Annotated in this window: 17 protein-coding genes; 8 read left to right on the forward strand and 9 right to left on the reverse strand. The window is 71.0% G+C overall.

Annotated elements, in window-relative coordinates; genetic code table 11:
• From ACH4VO_RS21505 to hemL, 5 genes are all read right to left on the reverse strand, one after another.
• A complete protein-coding gene (locus tag ACH4VO_RS21505) occupies positions 1 to 765 on the reverse strand; it encodes a cytochrome c biogenesis protein CcdA (RefSeq protein ID WP_360986913.1) in 765 nt (254 codons plus the stop codon).
• 4 nt (positions 766 to 769) lie between these two features.
• The gene (locus ACH4VO_RS21510; RefSeq protein WP_360986910.1) at positions 770 to 1,378 is read right to left on the reverse strand and encodes a TlpA disulfide reductase family protein; all 609 of its coding nucleotides are present in this window, start codon (positions 1,376 to 1,378) and stop codon (positions 770 to 772) included.
• 67 nt (positions 1,379 to 1,445) lie between these two features.
• On the reverse strand, positions 1,446 to 2,702 hold the full coding sequence (locus ACH4VO_RS21515) for a hypothetical protein (protein ID WP_360986907.1): 1,257 nt from the start codon (positions 2,700 to 2,702) through the stop codon (positions 1,446 to 1,448).
• A 168-nt stretch (positions 2,703 to 2,870) separates the two neighbouring features.
• Positions 2,871 to 3,569 (reverse strand): histidine phosphatase family protein, encoded by a 699-nt coding sequence (locus ACH4VO_RS21520; protein ID WP_360986904.1) that lies wholly within the window; start codon positions 3,567 to 3,569, stop codon positions 2,871 to 2,873.
• Positions 3,566 to 4,873: a glutamate-1-semialdehyde 2,1-aminomutase gene (gene hemL / locus ACH4VO_RS21525; protein ID WP_360986901.1), complete on the reverse strand. Its 1,308-nt coding sequence runs from the start codon at positions 4,871 to 4,873 to the stop codon at positions 3,566 to 3,568. The genes ACH4VO_RS21520 and hemL overlap by 4 nt, the downstream gene beginning before the upstream one ends.
• Positions 4,874 to 5,167: 294 nt before the next feature.
• On the opposite strand from hemL, the gene ACH4VO_RS21530 reads away from it, so the two are divergent.
• The 4 genes from ACH4VO_RS21530 (at position 5,168) to ACH4VO_RS21545 (ending at position 7,284) form a co-directional block, all read left to right on the forward strand.
• Positions 5,168 to 5,752 carry a hypothetical protein gene (locus ACH4VO_RS21530; RefSeq protein ID WP_360986898.1) on the forward strand — a complete coding sequence of 195 codons (585 nt, stop codon included), beginning with the start codon at positions 5,168 to 5,170 and terminating at the stop codon, positions 5,750 to 5,752.
• A gap of 128 nt (positions 5,753 to 5,880) precedes the next feature.
• Positions 5,881 to 6,234, forward strand: coding sequence for an STAS domain-containing protein (locus ACH4VO_RS21535; RefSeq protein WP_360986895.1), 354 nt, complete (start codon positions 5,881 to 5,883; stop codon positions 6,232 to 6,234).
• An 82-nt stretch (positions 6,235 to 6,316) separates the two neighbouring features.
• Positions 6,317 to 6,802, forward strand: coding sequence for an ATP-binding protein (locus ACH4VO_RS21540; RefSeq protein ID WP_360986892.1), 486 nt, complete (start codon positions 6,317 to 6,319; stop codon positions 6,800 to 6,802).
• A gap of 122 nt (positions 6,803 to 6,924) precedes the next feature.
• Positions 6,925 to 7,284 carry an STAS domain-containing protein gene (locus tag ACH4VO_RS21545; RefSeq protein WP_360986889.1) on the forward strand — a complete coding sequence of 120 codons (360 nt, stop codon included), beginning with the start codon at positions 6,925 to 6,927 and terminating at the stop codon, positions 7,282 to 7,284.
• Positions 7,285 to 7,470: 186 nt separating this feature from the next.
• On the opposite strand, the gene ACH4VO_RS21550 is transcribed toward ACH4VO_RS21545, so the two are convergent.
• The 4 genes from ACH4VO_RS21550 to ACH4VO_RS21565 all read right to left on the reverse strand — a co-directional run bounded on the left by ACH4VO_RS21550 (position 7,471) and on the right by ACH4VO_RS21565 (position 12,081).
• A complete protein-coding gene (locus tag ACH4VO_RS21550; RefSeq protein ID WP_360986886.1) occupies positions 7,471 to 7,893 on the reverse strand; it encodes an STAS domain-containing protein in 423 nt (140 codons plus the stop codon).
• The gene (locus ACH4VO_RS21555; RefSeq protein WP_360986882.1) at positions 7,853 to 8,983 is read right to left on the reverse strand and encodes a cobalamin-dependent protein; all 1,131 of its coding nucleotides are present in this window, start codon (positions 8,981 to 8,983) and stop codon (positions 7,853 to 7,855) included. Before ACH4VO_RS21555 ends, ACH4VO_RS21550 begins: the two co-directional genes overlap by 41 nt.
• The gene (locus tag ACH4VO_RS21560; protein ID WP_360986879.1) at positions 8,980 to 10,647 is read right to left on the reverse strand and encodes a PP2C family protein-serine/threonine phosphatase; all 1,668 of its coding nucleotides are present in this window, start codon (positions 10,645 to 10,647) and stop codon (positions 8,980 to 8,982) included. The genes ACH4VO_RS21555 and ACH4VO_RS21560 overlap by 4 nt, the downstream gene beginning before the upstream one ends.
• 249 nt (positions 10,648 to 10,896) lie before the next feature.
• Positions 10,897 to 12,081, reverse strand: coding sequence for a PP2C family protein-serine/threonine phosphatase (locus tag ACH4VO_RS21565; RefSeq protein WP_360986876.1), 1,185 nt, complete (start codon positions 12,079 to 12,081; stop codon positions 10,897 to 10,899).
• A 97-nt stretch (positions 12,082 to 12,178) separates the two neighbouring features.
• On the opposite strand from ACH4VO_RS21565, the gene ACH4VO_RS21570 reads away from it, so the two are divergent.
• The 4 genes from ACH4VO_RS21570 (at position 12,179) to ACH4VO_RS21585 (ending at position 14,840) form a co-directional block, all read left to right on the forward strand.
• Positions 12,179 to 12,679 carry a MarR family transcriptional regulator gene (locus ACH4VO_RS21570; protein WP_360986873.1) on the forward strand — a complete coding sequence of 167 codons (501 nt, stop codon included), beginning with the start codon at positions 12,179 to 12,181 and terminating at the stop codon, positions 12,677 to 12,679.
• A gap of 135 nt (positions 12,680 to 12,814) precedes the next feature.
• Positions 12,815 to 13,567 (forward strand): Mut7-C RNAse domain-containing protein, encoded by a 753-nt coding sequence (locus tag ACH4VO_RS21575; protein ID WP_360986870.1) that lies wholly within the window; start codon positions 12,815 to 12,817, stop codon positions 13,565 to 13,567.
• A gap of 88 nt (positions 13,568 to 13,655) precedes the next feature.
• Entirely contained in the window at positions 13,656 to 13,991 is a 336-nt protein-coding gene (locus ACH4VO_RS21580; RefSeq protein WP_360986867.1) for a YnfA family protein, read from the forward strand.
• A 90-nt stretch (positions 13,992 to 14,081) separates the two neighbouring features.
• Positions 14,082 to 14,840, forward strand: coding sequence for an SDR family oxidoreductase (locus ACH4VO_RS21585; RefSeq protein WP_360986864.1), 759 nt, complete (start codon positions 14,082 to 14,084; stop codon positions 14,838 to 14,840).
• Positions 14,841 to 14,856: the final 16 nt, after the last annotated feature.

Consider the following 14,856-nt stretch of genomic DNA (forward strand, 5'->3'; position numbering starts at 1 on the left):
TCAGATCCCCACAGTGAAGCCGTCGGACCAGACTCGCATCTCCTGGATGAGCGCGTCCCAGGCGCCCGTCAGCAGGAGCACCCCGGTCACGATCATCATGCCGCCGCCGATCCGCATGACCCAGGCGTAGTGACGCTTGACCCAGCCGAACGCGCCGAGTGCCTTACGGAAGGCGACCGCCGCCAGGACGAAGGGGAGGCCGAGACCGACGCAGTACGCCACGGACAGGACGGCTCCGCGTCCGGCGGTCCCCTGCTGCATGGCCAGGGCCGTGACGGAGGAGAGGGTCGGCCCCAGGCAGGGCGTCCACCCGATCCCGAAGAGCGCGCCGAGTATCGGCGCGCCCACCAGACCGGTCACGGGCTTCTTGTGGATGCGGAACTCACGCTGCGTCATCCAGGGCATCAGGCCCATGAAGAAGATCCCCATGAGGATCATCAGCACACCCAGGACCTTGGTGAGGAGCGCGCTGTGCTCCAGGAAGTTCTGGCCGAAGTAGCCGAACAGCGCGCCGCCGGAGACGAAGACGACGGTGAAGCCGAGCACGAACAGCGAGGCGCCCGCGACCATCCGGCCGCGCCGGGCGTCGGCCAGATCGGTGCCGCTGACCCCGGTGACATAACTCAGGTAGCCGGGCACGAGGGGCAGGACGCAGGGCGAGAAGAAGGAGACGAGGCCGGCGAGCAGGGCGATGGGCAGGGCGACCAGGAGGGCCCCGCTGAGGACGGTCTCGTTGTCCCCGGTGTACGCGGCTAGCTGGAACACCGGATCACTTCTCCGCGATCAGCGGGTCGATCATCTCGTGCAGCTTCTCCGCGTCGAGGCCGCCCAGCTTGCGGGCGGCGACCTTCCCCTGGCGGTCGATGACCACGGTCGAGGGGATGGTCTGCAGGTTCAGGGTTCCCTTGGGGAAGCGGAGGATGAGCTTTCCGGTCGGGTCGTACAGGCTCGGGTAGGTGACCCCGAAGTCCTTCTCGAAGTTGACCGCCAGGGACTTCTGGGTGTCCCGGGTGTTGATGCCGACGAACTGGACGCCCTGGCCCTCGGTCTCCTTGGCGACCTTGGCGAAGTGCTTGGCCTCCAGACGGCAGGGCCCGCACCAGGAGCCCCAGACGTTCAGGACGACGACCTTGCCCTTGTAGTCGGCGACGTCGAGGGCCTTGCCGTCCAGCGTGGTGCCGTCGAGCTTCGGCGCGGCGGTGCGCTCGCCCTCGGCCACCGTGGAGATGCCGCTGCTGCCGGTGACGAAGTTCGTGTTACCGCCGCCGCCGGACTTGATGTCGTTGCCGCCGCACGCGGACACCGTCAGGGCACCGGCCACCGCGGCGGCGGCGAGCAGGGTGAAGCGGCGTCGGGGTGCGCGGCGTCCAGAGCTCATGTGAAAAGTTTCGCATGGCAGTTCCGGGGATCTTCCGCACCCCCCTCGATGCCCGTAAAGCCCCTTGTCAAGCCTGTTTAAAGAAGGTGTTCCAACCGCCGACGGGCGCCTGACCGACCTCGAGCGTACGCAGTTTCGCGAGTACCGCCGGGTCCTGGACGTCGAGCCAGTCGACGAACTGCCGGAATGAGACGAGGCGCACATCCGGCTTGTCCGCGATCCTTCTGATCACTTCCTCGACGGCGTCCATGTAGATACCGCCGTTCCACTCCTCGAAATGGTTGCCGACGTAGAAAGGCGCGCGATTCGTCTCGTAGGCACGGTCGAAACCCGCGAGGTAGGCGTCGGTGGCCTGGGTGCGCCAGTCCGGATAACGCGAGGGCATGCCGTTGGTCGAATTCTTCGACTGGTTGGCGAGGATGTTGTAGTCCATGGAGAGGACTTCGAAGGAATGGCCGGGGAAGGGCACGCCCTGCAGGGGGAGGTCCCAGATTCCCTCGCGCTTCTCGGGCCACATCTGCAGGCCGCCGGGTGAGCTGGCGTCGTATCGCCAGCCCAGCTGTTTCGCGGTCGGCAGGAGATTGTCCTGGCCGAGCAGACAGGGAGTGCGTGCGCCGACGAGTTCCTTGCGGTAGTCGAACGGCAGCGGCTCGACGTCCTCCCAGCCGGTGTTCGTCCGCCATTCGGTGACGAAGGAGACCGCCTGGTCGATCTCGCTCTGCCATTGCGCGGGCGTCCAGTTCTCCACGGATCCGGAACCGCCGCAGAAATGCCCGTTGAAGTGGGTGCCGATCTCGTGCCCGTCGAGCCAGGCCTGCCGGACGTAGGTGAGGGTCTGCTTGACGTGGTCGTCGCTGAGGTAGCCGATGTCGGAGGCGCCCCGGGGGTTGTTGGGCGGGCGGTAGAGGGACTTCTTCGACTCCGGCAGCACATACAGCCCGGAGAGGAAGAAGGTCATCGCCGCGTCGTGTTCCCTGGCGAGTTCCAGGAAGCGCGGGAAGAGCCCGTTGCCGACCTCTCCGGCCCCGTCCCAGGAAAAGATCACGAACTGCGGCGGCTTCTGGCCGGGTTCCAGCGGAACCGGTGCGGTGGGCTGATTGGGCTGCTTTCCGGTGTCGGCCGTGGAGCCGTCACCGATGAGCCTGACGTTCTTCTTGGGAGGGCCCCCGCCGTTCCCGTGCGTCCCCTTGTCCCCCTTGGGGCTCTTCTCGGGTCCCGGCCGTCCGTTGCCCGACGAGCCGAAGGAGCCGCAGCCGGCCATCGAGAGTGCGGCTGCGGCTCCGAGTCCGGCCCCGAGCAGGCCCCTTCGGTTGATCTCGCGCATAGCGTCCCCATCTGCGGTCGTTTTACCTCATTGCCATACAAACTGGCGAAGGCTTAGATGAGGCAACCAACACGACGGTTCCGCTGATAATCATAAAAGTTGTTACGCGAGGTGACCCTTTCGGGTAACGCACCTCGCGCAGGGACGGGACGCCGGGCGAACCGGGCCTTATGCCCCGAACGCCTTCGACTTCCCCTTCACCGGCTTCGCCCCGGCCAGCAGGTGCGCGGGCACCAGGTCCCTGGCGGGCTCGGTGTACCCGACCGACACGATCTTGTCGCCCTGATAGGTGAAGCTCGTCAGCGAGGCCAGCGTGCACTGCCGCTTGCGCGGGTCGTGCCACAGCCGCCGCCGCTCCACGAAACTGCGCACGATCCAGATCGGCAGCTGGTGGCTGACGCAGACCGCCTCGTGGCCGCGGGCGGCGTCGCGCGCGGCGTCCAGGGCGCCCATCATCCGTACGACCTGCTCGATGTACGGCTCACCCCAGGACGGCTTGAACGGGTTGGTGAGATGACGCCAGTTCTCCGGCTTGCGCAGCGCGCCGTCACCCACCCCGAAGGTCTTGCCCTCGAAGACGTTGGCCGCCTCGATGAGCCGCTCGTCGGTGGCCAGGTCCAGGCCGTGGGACGTGGCGATCGGCGTGGCCGTCTCCTGGGCACGCTCCAGCGGGGAGGCGACGACGTACGTGATGTCGCGCTTCTCCAGGTGCTCCGCGACCCGGTCGGCCATCCGCCGCCCCAGCTCGGAGAGGCTGTAGCCGGCGCGGCGCCCGTAGAGCACGCCGTCCGGATTGTGCACCTCACCGTGACGCATCAGGTGGACGACCGTGATGTCCTTCGCCGGACCCGTACTGTTCTCGCTCATGCGGTGGCCTCCGACGCGGCGCGCGCGGCCGCGGGCAGGGCGGCGGCGACCCGCTCGACGGCCTGCGTGTCGTGGGCGGTGGAGACGAACCACGACTCGAACGCGGACGGCGGCAGGTAGACGCCCTGCTCCAGCATCGAGTGGAAGAAGGCGGTGAAGCGGAAGGCCTCCTGCTTCTTCGCGTCCTCGTAGTCGCGGACGGGCCGGTCGGTGAAGAAGACGGAGAACATGTTGCTCGCCGCCGACACCGTGTGCGCGACGCCCTCCCTGGTGAACGCCTCGCTCACCAGGGCCCGCAGTTCGGCGGAGACCGCGTCGACCTTCGCGTACGCCGCGTCGTCGAGCAGCCGCAGCTGGGCGAGGCCGGCGGCGGTGGCGACGGGGTTCCCGGACAGGGTGCCCGCCTGGTAGACGGGACCGGCGGGGGCCAGGTGCGCCATCACGTCGGCGCGGCCGCCGAAGGCCGCGGCGGGGAAGCCGCCGCCCATGACCTTGCCGAAGGTCATCAGGTCGGGGCGCACACCGTCGATGCCGTACCAGCCGGCCTTGGAGGTACGGAATCCGGTCATCACCTCGTCGGAGATGTACAGCGCGCCCTCGGCGGCGCAGATCTCCTTGAGCCCGGCGTTGAAGCCGTCCCCGGGCGGCACGACGCCCATGTTGCCGGGTGACGCCTCGGTGATCACGCACGCGATCTCGCCCGGTTGCGCGGCGAACGCGGCCCGCACGGCCTCCAGGTCGTTGTACGGCAGCACGATCGTGTCACCGGCCTGGGCGCCGGTGACACCGGGCGTGTCGGGAAGGCCGAAAGTGGCGACCCCGGAGCCCGCGGCGGCCAGCAGCGCGTCGACGTGCCCGTGGTAGCACCCGGCGAACTTCACGACCTTCGCCCGCCCGGTGAAACCACGGGCGAGGCGGATCGCGGACATGGTCGCCTCGGTGCCGGAGGACACCAGCCGTACCTGCTCGACGGGCTCGATCCGCGCCACGATCTCCTCGGCGAGCGCGACCTCGCCCTCCCCCGGCGTACCGAAGGAGGTACCGCGCGCCACGGCGTCCTGGACGGCGGCGACGACCTCCGGGTGTGCGTGTCCGAGGATCATCGGCCCCCAGGAACACACGAGGTCGACGTACTCACGGCCGTCGGCGTCGGTGAGGTACGGACCCGTACCGGACACCATGAACCGGGGCGTACCACCCACGGCCCGGAACGCGCGTACGGGGGAGTTCACGCCACCGGGCGTCACGAGGGACGCGCGGTCGAAAAGCGACTGTGAAACTGGGGCTTCGTATGAATACGCCACTTTGGTCCTGATCTGCGATTCGGGGTTCGGGGGTCCGGCCGGAAATCTCCGGCCGCCGGTGAGCAGGGAGCGCACTCTCCCCGTATGAGGCTCGTACAACGAAAGGGCGTCAGTCTCCTCGCGTCTGCGAAACTGGGGCGTCATAGGGAAAGCTCACACATGCCATGGTGTCAGAGGCACACGCGGTCCTGCGGACAGGTGTTTCACCGCACGTTCGCGGGGGAGGTCACTGAGACGGTGATCGGGTTGCGCGGCGGGGCTGTGTCTCCTAAGAAGTAGTCGGGTGGATGAGATATGCATCGCGGTGGCGGAGTGGGCGAAGGGACCGACGACCTGGGGCCCGAGCCTGCCCGGCGAGGGCGGCACCGGCGCGAGGCCGAGCGGGCCCGGAACGACCGGGCGGCGAGTGCCGGGGTTCCCGGGAGCAGGAGCAGTGGACGGGTGGGGGTGACCTACAAGTACTTCGGCGCCCCCGACGGGGCCACGGCCGCACGCGTGCCCATTTCCATGCGGCCCGAGGAGCTCGGCGGGGACGAGCTGGGCATGGGGGGCATGTTCAGCAAGATCAAGCCGGAGACGGTGGCGGCCATGGTCCTCACCGGCATACAGGGCATACCCCTGCACAAGGTCCCTCCGCTGGAGCTGGTCGTGCTCCACCCCGACTACGCGGTGGTCAAGCTCCCGATGACGGTCGTCGACCCGCTGCGGGACGTCGGCGAGGAGTCGGTCGGCGCGGCCGCCTTCATCTGGTCCACGGTCCCGGACCGCGGAGGCCCGCGTGACGCCTTCAACGTCTACCAACTGCTCCACGAGTGGCAGGACTTCTCCTACCGGCTGCACGACGCGGGACATCAGGCGTACTGCCTGGTGTGGCCCTGACCCCGGGCCCCGCCCGCGCTGATGTGTACGAGGGAGAACAGGGACCGCGCGGCCGGTGGTGCGGCGGGGAGCACCTGACGGTCACACCCCGTGTTCTGCCCTGTCCGCAGTAGAGGAACATATGACGTATGGCGGCTGATGAACTGCGTGTGGTCGTAGAGGCCACAGACGACGGTGTCGTCCTGATCCGTGTCCGGGGGACGCTCGACGCGTGGTCGGGGCCCTCCGCGCTGGTGGAGGCACTGGAAGGGGCCGTCGGCACGGGCGGGAGGCTGACCGTGGCCGACCTGTCCGGGCTGACGTTCGCCGACTCGACGGGGCTGCACGTGCTGCTGAACGCCCAGCGCGGGCACGCGGAGGCCGGGGTGGGGCTGGTGCTCGCGGGACCGCTCAGGACGGAGGTGCGCCGGCTCTTCGAGGTCTCGGGCACCGCGGGCGCCTTCCGCTTCGCGGAGACCGTGGACGCGGCGCTGGCATGCTGACCGCCTCCCGGCCGCGCCGCGCACAAGGCCGCCCGCGAGGGGGACGTGTGACCGGGAACCGGCCGGGCAGGCGCAAGAGGTAATGGACGGGGAACGAGAAGTGCCGTGGGACGCCAGGGGCCCGGGCGGTGAGCCGGAGGAGGCCGTCGCCCCGTCCCGGCCGGAGAAGCGGCCGGGCGCGGGCCCGGCACCCGACGTGCCACGGAACGCGGCTGCCGCGCGGGAGATCGTCACCCGGCTCCTGGACGCACAGTTCTGCGGGCTGTCCGGAGAGGGCCCGGCCGATGTCGTGGTGGCCGACGCCCTGCTGGTGACGTCGGAACTGGTGACCAACGCCGTGAAACACGGCGGCGGGCTCACCGGCTTCACGGCGGAGATCGTGGACGGGGGGCTCCTCGTCACCGTCGACGACGCCAGTACGCGGCCGCCGGTCACCACGGAGCACGATCCCGCCGTCGCCTCCGTAGGCGGCTACGGATGGCTTCTGGTGCGCCGCCTGACGAAGCGGGTGTCCGTCACGTACGTACCCGGGGGCAAGAGCATCGTCGCGCTGATCGCCCTCGCCTGAGCGACGGCGTCACCCCGGACCCGTACTGCGGGCACGGCGGTCGTACGCAAGGAGCCGAGGCGCACGCCGCACGGGTGGGGCTTGCGCACAGCAGGGCCCGGACAGTTGGCATAATTACCCTCATGGTCCCTGAGTCCCCAGACGATTCCGCGCCCGCCGGCCCGCAGGTGGTGACCGGCGAACGCGAGATCAACGGCCACTGGGTCATCGGAGCTCAGGGCGACCTCGACACCGACACCATAGATCCGCTCTTCCTGGCCATGTGGCAGGCCGTGGGCGGGCACAAGGTCGTCGTACTGGACACGTCCGCGGTCACCTTCGCGGACTCGTCCTTCCTCAGCCTTCTCCTCGGTGTGCACCAGGAGACGGACCTGCGCATCGCCGCCCCGCAGCCGGCCCTGACGCGCCTGCTGCGCACCGCGGGGGTCGAACGGGTGCTCAGGACCTTTCCCACGCTCGACGCCGCCCTGGACGCTTCCTGACCCGTCGGCGCCGTACCGCCTCAGAGCCTGTCGGGTGACCTCCGACCGAGCGGCCACGCCCCGGCGCGCACCCGTCCCGCGGTGCCCAAAGGCCGACGCGGCGCCGCTACGTGGGCTTTCCAGCGCCTTGGAACCGCACGCACCGGATCGCGTCCGCTTTCCGGTCCCAGGTCACCCGACAGGCTCTCAGCCGGAGGGGGCGGGCGGCGGAACGGCCTGCTGCTGGGCACCGGCGGGCGCCGCGGTGTCCTCCGCCTGCTCGGGCTGCCGGCCTGCGGCCTCGGAGCCGAAGAGCTCCGATATCCCGGTGATCTCCAGGATCCTGCGGAGGAAGTCGGGCGGGCTCTCCAGGCGCAGCCCCACCCCGCGGGAGGTCGTGGCGCGGTGGACCATCAGGAGGGCGGAGAGCCCCATCGAGTCGCACAGCCGCAGCCGGGAGCAGTCCAGGAGGAGCTCACGCGGGCCGGGGTCGGCGGCGAGGCAGCCGAGGGCGCGCTCCACCAGCCGCTCGCTGGTGTCGTGGTCCAGGTCACCGGCGAGACGGAGGCGTACGGTCCGCGGCCCGGCCTCAGCTGTCAGGGTGAAGGACGAACGGGGAAATTCGGTCATCCGAGTCTCCGGTATCGGGGCCGCCGGACACCAGGAGAGCGTCCAGCACGGAACGCCCGCGGTCGAGCAGCAGAGTGGCACGGGGAAAGTCCTTGAGCTCCGCCGTCAGGACGTCGAGGACCGGCCGCAGGGACCGGCCCGGCACCTGCCGCGCCTCGAGTACGGCCGCGGTCCAGGTCAGGAAGCCGGTGAAGAGCTCGGCGTCGTCCATGTAGAGGGCCACGCCCAGGTAGTCGACGATGTGGGCGATGTCCTGGGCCGTGTGCTCGCGCTGCTGTTCCGTGTAGGCCGCCGCCTCGGGGAAACGGCTCTCGAGCTGCGCCAGCACCTCCCGCACGAGCTGAGGCCGGCTGCGGACGACGAGGGTGTACTCCTGGTCACCGAGGTGCGGCAGATCGTCGATCTGCTGGCGGCCGGCGGTCAGCACGGGGACCGCTATGCCGTCCGCCATCAGGCGCGCCGCGGAACGCGCGTCGGGTGCCCAGGCGTCGGCGCCCAGCAGGCGCGCGTACCTGCCGTCGGGCCCGAAGGCCGCTCCGCCCGCCAGTACGGGCACTCCCACGGCCTGACAGGCGGTGATCGCCGCGTGCGCGGCGGGCAGCCGGGTGGGTATCGAGGAGGACAGCGCGACCACGTCCGCGCCGTAGGTGTGCAGATGGCTGATCAGGTGGGGTGTGGGCACCTGGGCGCCCAGGAAGTCGACCTGCCACCCGCGCAGCGTGAGGACCTCGGCGAGCAGCCGGGCCGGCAGCACGTGCCATTCCTGGTCCACGCAGGCCACGGCCACGCGGCCCAGCCGCGGGGCGGTGCGTACGGCGGGGTGGTGGGCGAGCGCGGCGATGACCCGCTCGGCTATGGCGCTCGCCGCGTGTTCCTGCGCCACACCGAGGCGGTTGGCCGCCCACTCCGCGCCGACCCGCGCCTGTACGGGGGCGATGACGTCCAACAGCGCGGTCTCCGCGTCGATCCCGTCCTCCAGGGCGGTGAACACCACCTCGGCGGCGGCGTGTTCGTCCCGGGCGGTCACCGCCGCCCACAACCGGTCCTGCAGGCCGCGCACCAGGGGCGCGGCGGATACGTGTGACGTCATGCCGTGTACCTGCCCCGTGTGTGACCGTCCACCGCACTGAGGTGGTTGGTCGGCGGGGCGGTGATGGCGACGAGCGCCATGTCGTCGTGCCGGCCGTCGTGCAGCCACTGGGAGGTGAGCATCTGCACCCGCTCGATCACGGCCGCGCCCGGCATGCCCACGCATTCGGCCATGGCCCGCATCAGCCGCTCCTCGCCGAACAGCTCGTCGCCGAGGGGTCCTCCGCGCGCCTCGGTGACGCCGTCGGTGTAGAGGAGGCAGGTCTCACCCGGCTGGAGATCGGTCTCCACGGTGCGGGCCTCGATGTGGGGCAGCGCCCCCACCAGGGTTCCCTGGGTGTCGATCTCCTCGACACGGCCGTCGTTGCGGATCACCAGCGGGGCGGGGTGGCCCGCCGACGTCAGGCGCAGGCGCACCTGGTGCTCCGTGCGCCGCACCGAAGCCAGCACCAGGGTCGCGAAGCGGGTGTGGTGGGAGTTGAGGAGCGCTCCGTTGAGGAGCCGCAGCATGCGCCCGTGGTCGTCCGCCATCGGCGTCAGCGCCTGCAGCGTGTTGCGGATCTTGCCGGTGAGTACGGCCGCGTCCAGGCCCTTCCCGCACACGTCACCCAGGACCGCCAGGGTCGACTCGGCGGGGGTGCTCCCCGGATGTACGTCGTAGAAGTCACCCCCCACCCGGTCCCGGGCGGCGGCGGCCTGGTAGCCGCCGGCGAACTCGACCCCGTTCACCCGGGACAGCTGCGGCGGCAGCAGATCGCGCATCAGAGTACGGGTGATGTCGCTCTGTTCCGCGTACAGCCGTGCGGCGGACAGAGCGGCGCCGGCGCGGGCCGCGAAGAGGCGGGCGAACACCTCCTCGTGCTCGTTGAACTCGGCGGAACCGGCGCTGCGCAGCAGCACCAGGACGCCCGCCGGAACACCGTGGCCCGGCAGGGGCGTGACGGCGGCCGATCCCACGGGGCCGGTGAAGTCCTCCGGGATGAGCCACGCGGGCAGCAGGCCGGGGTCGATCCACCGGGAGGGGACGGGAGGGAAGCCCTGCAGTGCCTCGCTCAGACCGGGTACCTCGGCCGGGTCGGCCGTCACCGTGCCATGACCGGCCGCGCGGCCCCCGACGGCGACCGCCATGGGCAGTTTCCGGCCCGAGGCGGGTGCGATGACGACGGCCGCTTCGGCCAGGTGCTGGGAGGCCAGCTGCGCGGTCACCCGCATGCAGCGATCGGTGTTCAGCGACGCCAGCAGAACGTTCGACGCCTCGGCGAGGAAGGTGGTGCGCTGCCGTTCCGTGGTCAGTTGCTGCTCGGCGAGGCGGCGGTCGGTGTCGTCCACCAGCCACCACACCACGTGCCCCTCCGGGCCCGGGTTCGGATGGGCCTCGAAACTGTGGGCTCCGATCTCTCCCCGGAAACCACGGCCGTGAGGTCCGGCCTCCTGGCCGGCCGCCGCCCGCGTCGTCTCCTCATGGGCTCGTGCCAGCCAGGACGGCACCGCCCGCGCCAGCGGGGCACCCGGGGCAGCGCCTTCCAGCAACGCCGCTGCGGCAGGATTGACGTCGATGAGTGTTCCGGACCTGTCGGCGACGATCACCGGGTACGGGGCCGGGCCCCACTGTGCTGCGGACGGCCGGCGAGCTCTCGTAGCGATGTGTTCCTTCGGAGGAGCCATGAGGGGGGACCCGCCGGGAGCGGGTCGCACCACCTTCCAACTGGACGAAAATTACTTTCCCAGCGGCAACCATTGCCCAACTGGGGTCCGGATGGCAACCCGCCTCCCGCTCGGGAAAGGGTGCGGGCCGGGCGTCCACACCGTCCTCGCCCGGAAAACCCACGATAAACACACACCTCCGGCGGGCCGCGGCTCCCACCGCCCGCCGGTGCGGTGTGCCGGATGCGCGGGCCCGGCACACCGTCCCGCTCAGCCCGCTTCGGGGCGGCCGTGCCAGTCCAGGCACAGGACCAGCGCGTCGTCCAGCGCGGGGCCGCTGCCCCGATGGCCCAGCAGTGTCTCCAGCACCGTGCGCGGAACGTGGGACGCCGGCAGCAGTCGTGTGTCGGTCATCACCCTGGACAGCGCGCGCAGGCTGTACTTCTCCCCCGCCGGTGACAGCGCGTCGTACACCCCGTCGCTGAGGAAGAGCAGGCGGTCACCGGGCTCGACGGTGAAGTCCTGCACCGTGTAGACCGTGTCCTGGAACATCCCCAGGGGCATCTGGGCCTCCAGCTCAATGGCTTCGACAGCCCCTGCGCGCAGCCTCCAGATGCGGGGCGATCCCGCGTCGATGATCTGCACGTGGCCGGTGGGCAGGTGGAAGCGGAGCAGCAGTGCTGCCAGGAACCGCTCCCCGTGGTGCTGGCCGAAGACCGCCTGGTCGGCCAGGTAAGCCTGGTCGGCCAGGCTCAGCCCGGCCCGGCGGGCGTTGCGCAGGGCGTTCACTGCCAGATTGGTGAGCATCGCCGCGTCTATGTCCTCACCCATGCCGTTGTTGACGGTGAGGACGAGTTCGTCGGCCGACGCGGACCAGTCGAAGCTGTCGCCGTGAATGGCGTAGGCGGGCTCCAGCTGAGCACCGATGGTGTACTCCGGGCGGGCGCACGACCGCCCCGGCAGGAGCTGCCACTGCATCTCGGCGGCGAGGGTCAGCCGCTCCACCCTCCGGGCCCGCAGGAAGACGTCGGTGTCCCGCTCCGCGACGACGACCTCGTGGGCGAGTGCGTCCGCGCAGGCCTGCAGCTCGTCCAGCTCCTGGGCACCGGGGCCCTCGCCCCCCTGGTCGGGGAGCGTGACTCTCAGCACACCCATCCGGTCGCCGCGGACACTGACCGGCAGATGCACGGTCGTGGTCGCGCCCGCCGGGTCGTGCACGCAGTGCGCCCGCTGGGCCCCGAAGGCCCGGCCGGGGGCGCCGACGTGCACCGGCAACGGGTCGCGCGTGTGCGGCAGCTCACTTATGGGCTGCAGCCGGGACATCGCGTAGTCGGCCATGAGCAGCTCCACGGCCACGGCCTGGAACCGCAGCTCGAGATGGGTCCGGAGCGCCTCGAGGATCTGGTGCGGCGCGGCCTCACGCAGCTCGCGTTCAACCGCGCTGGGTCTCTCCACTTGTACACGTCCTGCTTTCGTTGGCTTATCTTCGAATCTGCGACTGCTCGCACCGGTCGGCCACCACAGTCGACAGAGGCTCACTCGGGAGTGTCACATGTGTGAGGATTTCACCCCCGCGGCCCGGGACGCGTCCGCAGGCGCTCCGGAAGCCGACCTGCTTCTGGAAATGATCGAGATCGCCTGGGAGCGCAGCAGGGACGCCTTCGACACCGCACCCGTGTCACCGACCCAGACCCGCGTGCTGTACGCCGTCGAGCGGGAACCGGGGATCAACATGCGCAGTCTGGGACGGCACCTCTCGATGGCCGCACCCTCGGTGAGCCGGCTGTGCGACCGGCTCCAGGCCACCGGATTCCTCCACCGGGCCCCCGGGGCCGAGGACCGCCGCGAGATACAGCTGCGGCTCACCGAGGCGGGCGCGGCACACCTGCGCACGCTCCGGCACCGCCGCGCGGAGTTCCTGCGGCGGACCATGGACGGCATGACACCGGCCGACCGTCAGGCTCTGGCCATCGGCCTCTCGGCGTTCTGCGCGGCGGTCGCCGGTCCGCCGCAGACGGTGGACCGGCTGTACGAGCGCCGGCACAGCGCGTAGCCCGGATCTCCCACCGCGGCCCCGGGGAGGCCGACGGCCACATCGCGACGACCGGCTCCGGAAGGCCCTCCCTCAGCCGGGGCGAACCGCGTCCCCGGTCTCTCCCCCCAGCCCGCGCAGTGGCATCCTGACCGGGTGAACGGACCCGAGATCGCCTTCGAAGTGGCCCCGGAACTGCGGCTCTTCGTCGCCCATGAGCGCCGCAGGGGGCGCACCGCCGTCGTCACCGACGGATCATCGACCCTGGGACACGTCGTGGAGTCCCTCGGGATCCCGCTCACCGAGGCCGGGCAGCTCGTCGTCGACGGCAGGCCGGTCCCCGTCTCCCATGTCCCGCGGGCGGGCGAGCGGATCGAGGTGCGGGCCGTGCGGCGCCCGCAGGAGGTCCCGGGCGCGCCCCTGCGCTTTCTCCTCGACGTCCACCTGGGCACGCTGGCCCGCCGGTTGCGCCTGCTCGGCGTGGACGCGGCGTACGAGAGCACGGACATCGGCGACCCCGCGCTCGCGGCCCTCTCGGCGAAGGAGCGGCGGGTGCTGCTCTCCCGCGACCGGGGACTGCTCCGGCGCAGGGAGATCTGGGCGGGGGCCTACCTCTACAGCGACCGCCCCGAGGAGCAGCTGCGCGACGTGCTGAGCCGCTTCGCCCCGCCGCTCGCCCCCTGGACCCGTTGCACCGCCTGCAACGGGGAGCTCACGGAGGCGGACAAGGACTCGGTGAGCGGCCGGCTGGAGCAGGGCACCCAGCGGAGCTACGACGTGTTCGCGCAGTGCACGGCCTGCGGCCGGGTCTACTGGCGGGGCGCCCACCACAGCCGTCTGGAGACCATCGTGGCGGACGCGGTGCGCGAGTTCGGCGGTACGGGGAGCGGGACCAGGCCCGCCCTCTGAGGCCCGGCACCGGGCGGAGCGGTTCCGCCGCGCCACCGCATCCGACGGCCCTTGATCCGGCTCCGCTCCCGCGTGAAACGCTGGTCCCATGCTCGTAGTCCGCTCCGTCGCCCTGTTCGCCGTCGCCGCGCTCTTCGAGATCGGGGGTGCCTGGCTCGTGTGGCAGGGCGTCCGCGAGCACCGCGGCTGGATCTGGATCGGCGCTGGCGCCCTCGCGCTCGGCGCGTACGGCTTCGTGGCCACGCTCCAGCCGGACGGCGAGTTCGGCCGCATCCTCGCCGCGTACGGCGGGGTGTTCGTCGCCGGGTCGATCGCCTGGGGCATGGCCGCCGACGGCTACCGCCCGGACCGGTGGGACGTCACCGGCGCCCTGGTCTGCCTCGCCGGCATGGCGCTCATCATGTACGCGCCTCGCGACCACTGAGCCCGGCCGGCGGCCCCCGACAGCCGGACCCGTGTCCGGGCGGCGTGCCTATCCTTGGCCCGTACCGATCAGCTGTCCGAGGAGTTCGCCATGGCCGCCACCCCCATCGCCGTCGTCACCGGCGCGAGCAGCGGCATCGGTGCCGCCACCGCCCGGCAGCTCGCCGCCGCCGGTTACCGCGTGGTGCTCACCGCCCGCCGCAAGGACCGCATCGAGGCGCTGGCCGCCGAGCTCACCGAGGCGGGCCACCACGCGACGGCGTACGCGCTGGACGTCACCGACCGCGTGGCCGTCGACGAGTTCGCCACCGCGTTCCGCTCCCTGGCCGTCCTCGTCAACAACGCGGGCGGCGCCCTGGGCGCCGACCCGGTGGCGACCGGGGACCCCGCCGACTGGCGCCAGATGTACGAGACGAACGTCATCGGCACCCTCAACATCACCCAGGCGCTGCTTCCCGCCCTCACCGCGAGCGGTGACGGCACGGTCGTGATCCTCTCCTCCACCGCCGCGCTCTCCACGTACGAGGGCGGCGGCGGCTATGTCGCCGCGAAGCACGGGGAGCACGTCCTGGCCGAGACCCTGCGCCTGGAGATCGTCGGCACCCCGGTCCGGGTGGTCGAGGTCGCGCCCGGCATGGTCAGGACCGAGGAGTTCGCCACGACCCGCTTCCGCGGTGACACCGAGAAGGCGGCCAAGGTCTACGCGGGCGTCGACGCCCCGCTCACCGCCGACGACGTGGCCGACACGATCCGCTGGGCCGTCACCCGCCCCAGCCACGTCAACATCGACCTGCTGGTGGTCCGCCCCCGCGCCCAGGCCTCCAACTCCAAGGTCCACCGCACGCTCTGACCGCCGACGACGTCAG

Source organism: Streptomyces sp. NPDC020780, assembly GCF_044334475.1.
Classification (GTDB): domain Bacteria; phylum Actinomycetota; class Actinomycetes; order Streptomycetales; family Streptomycetaceae; genus Streptomyces.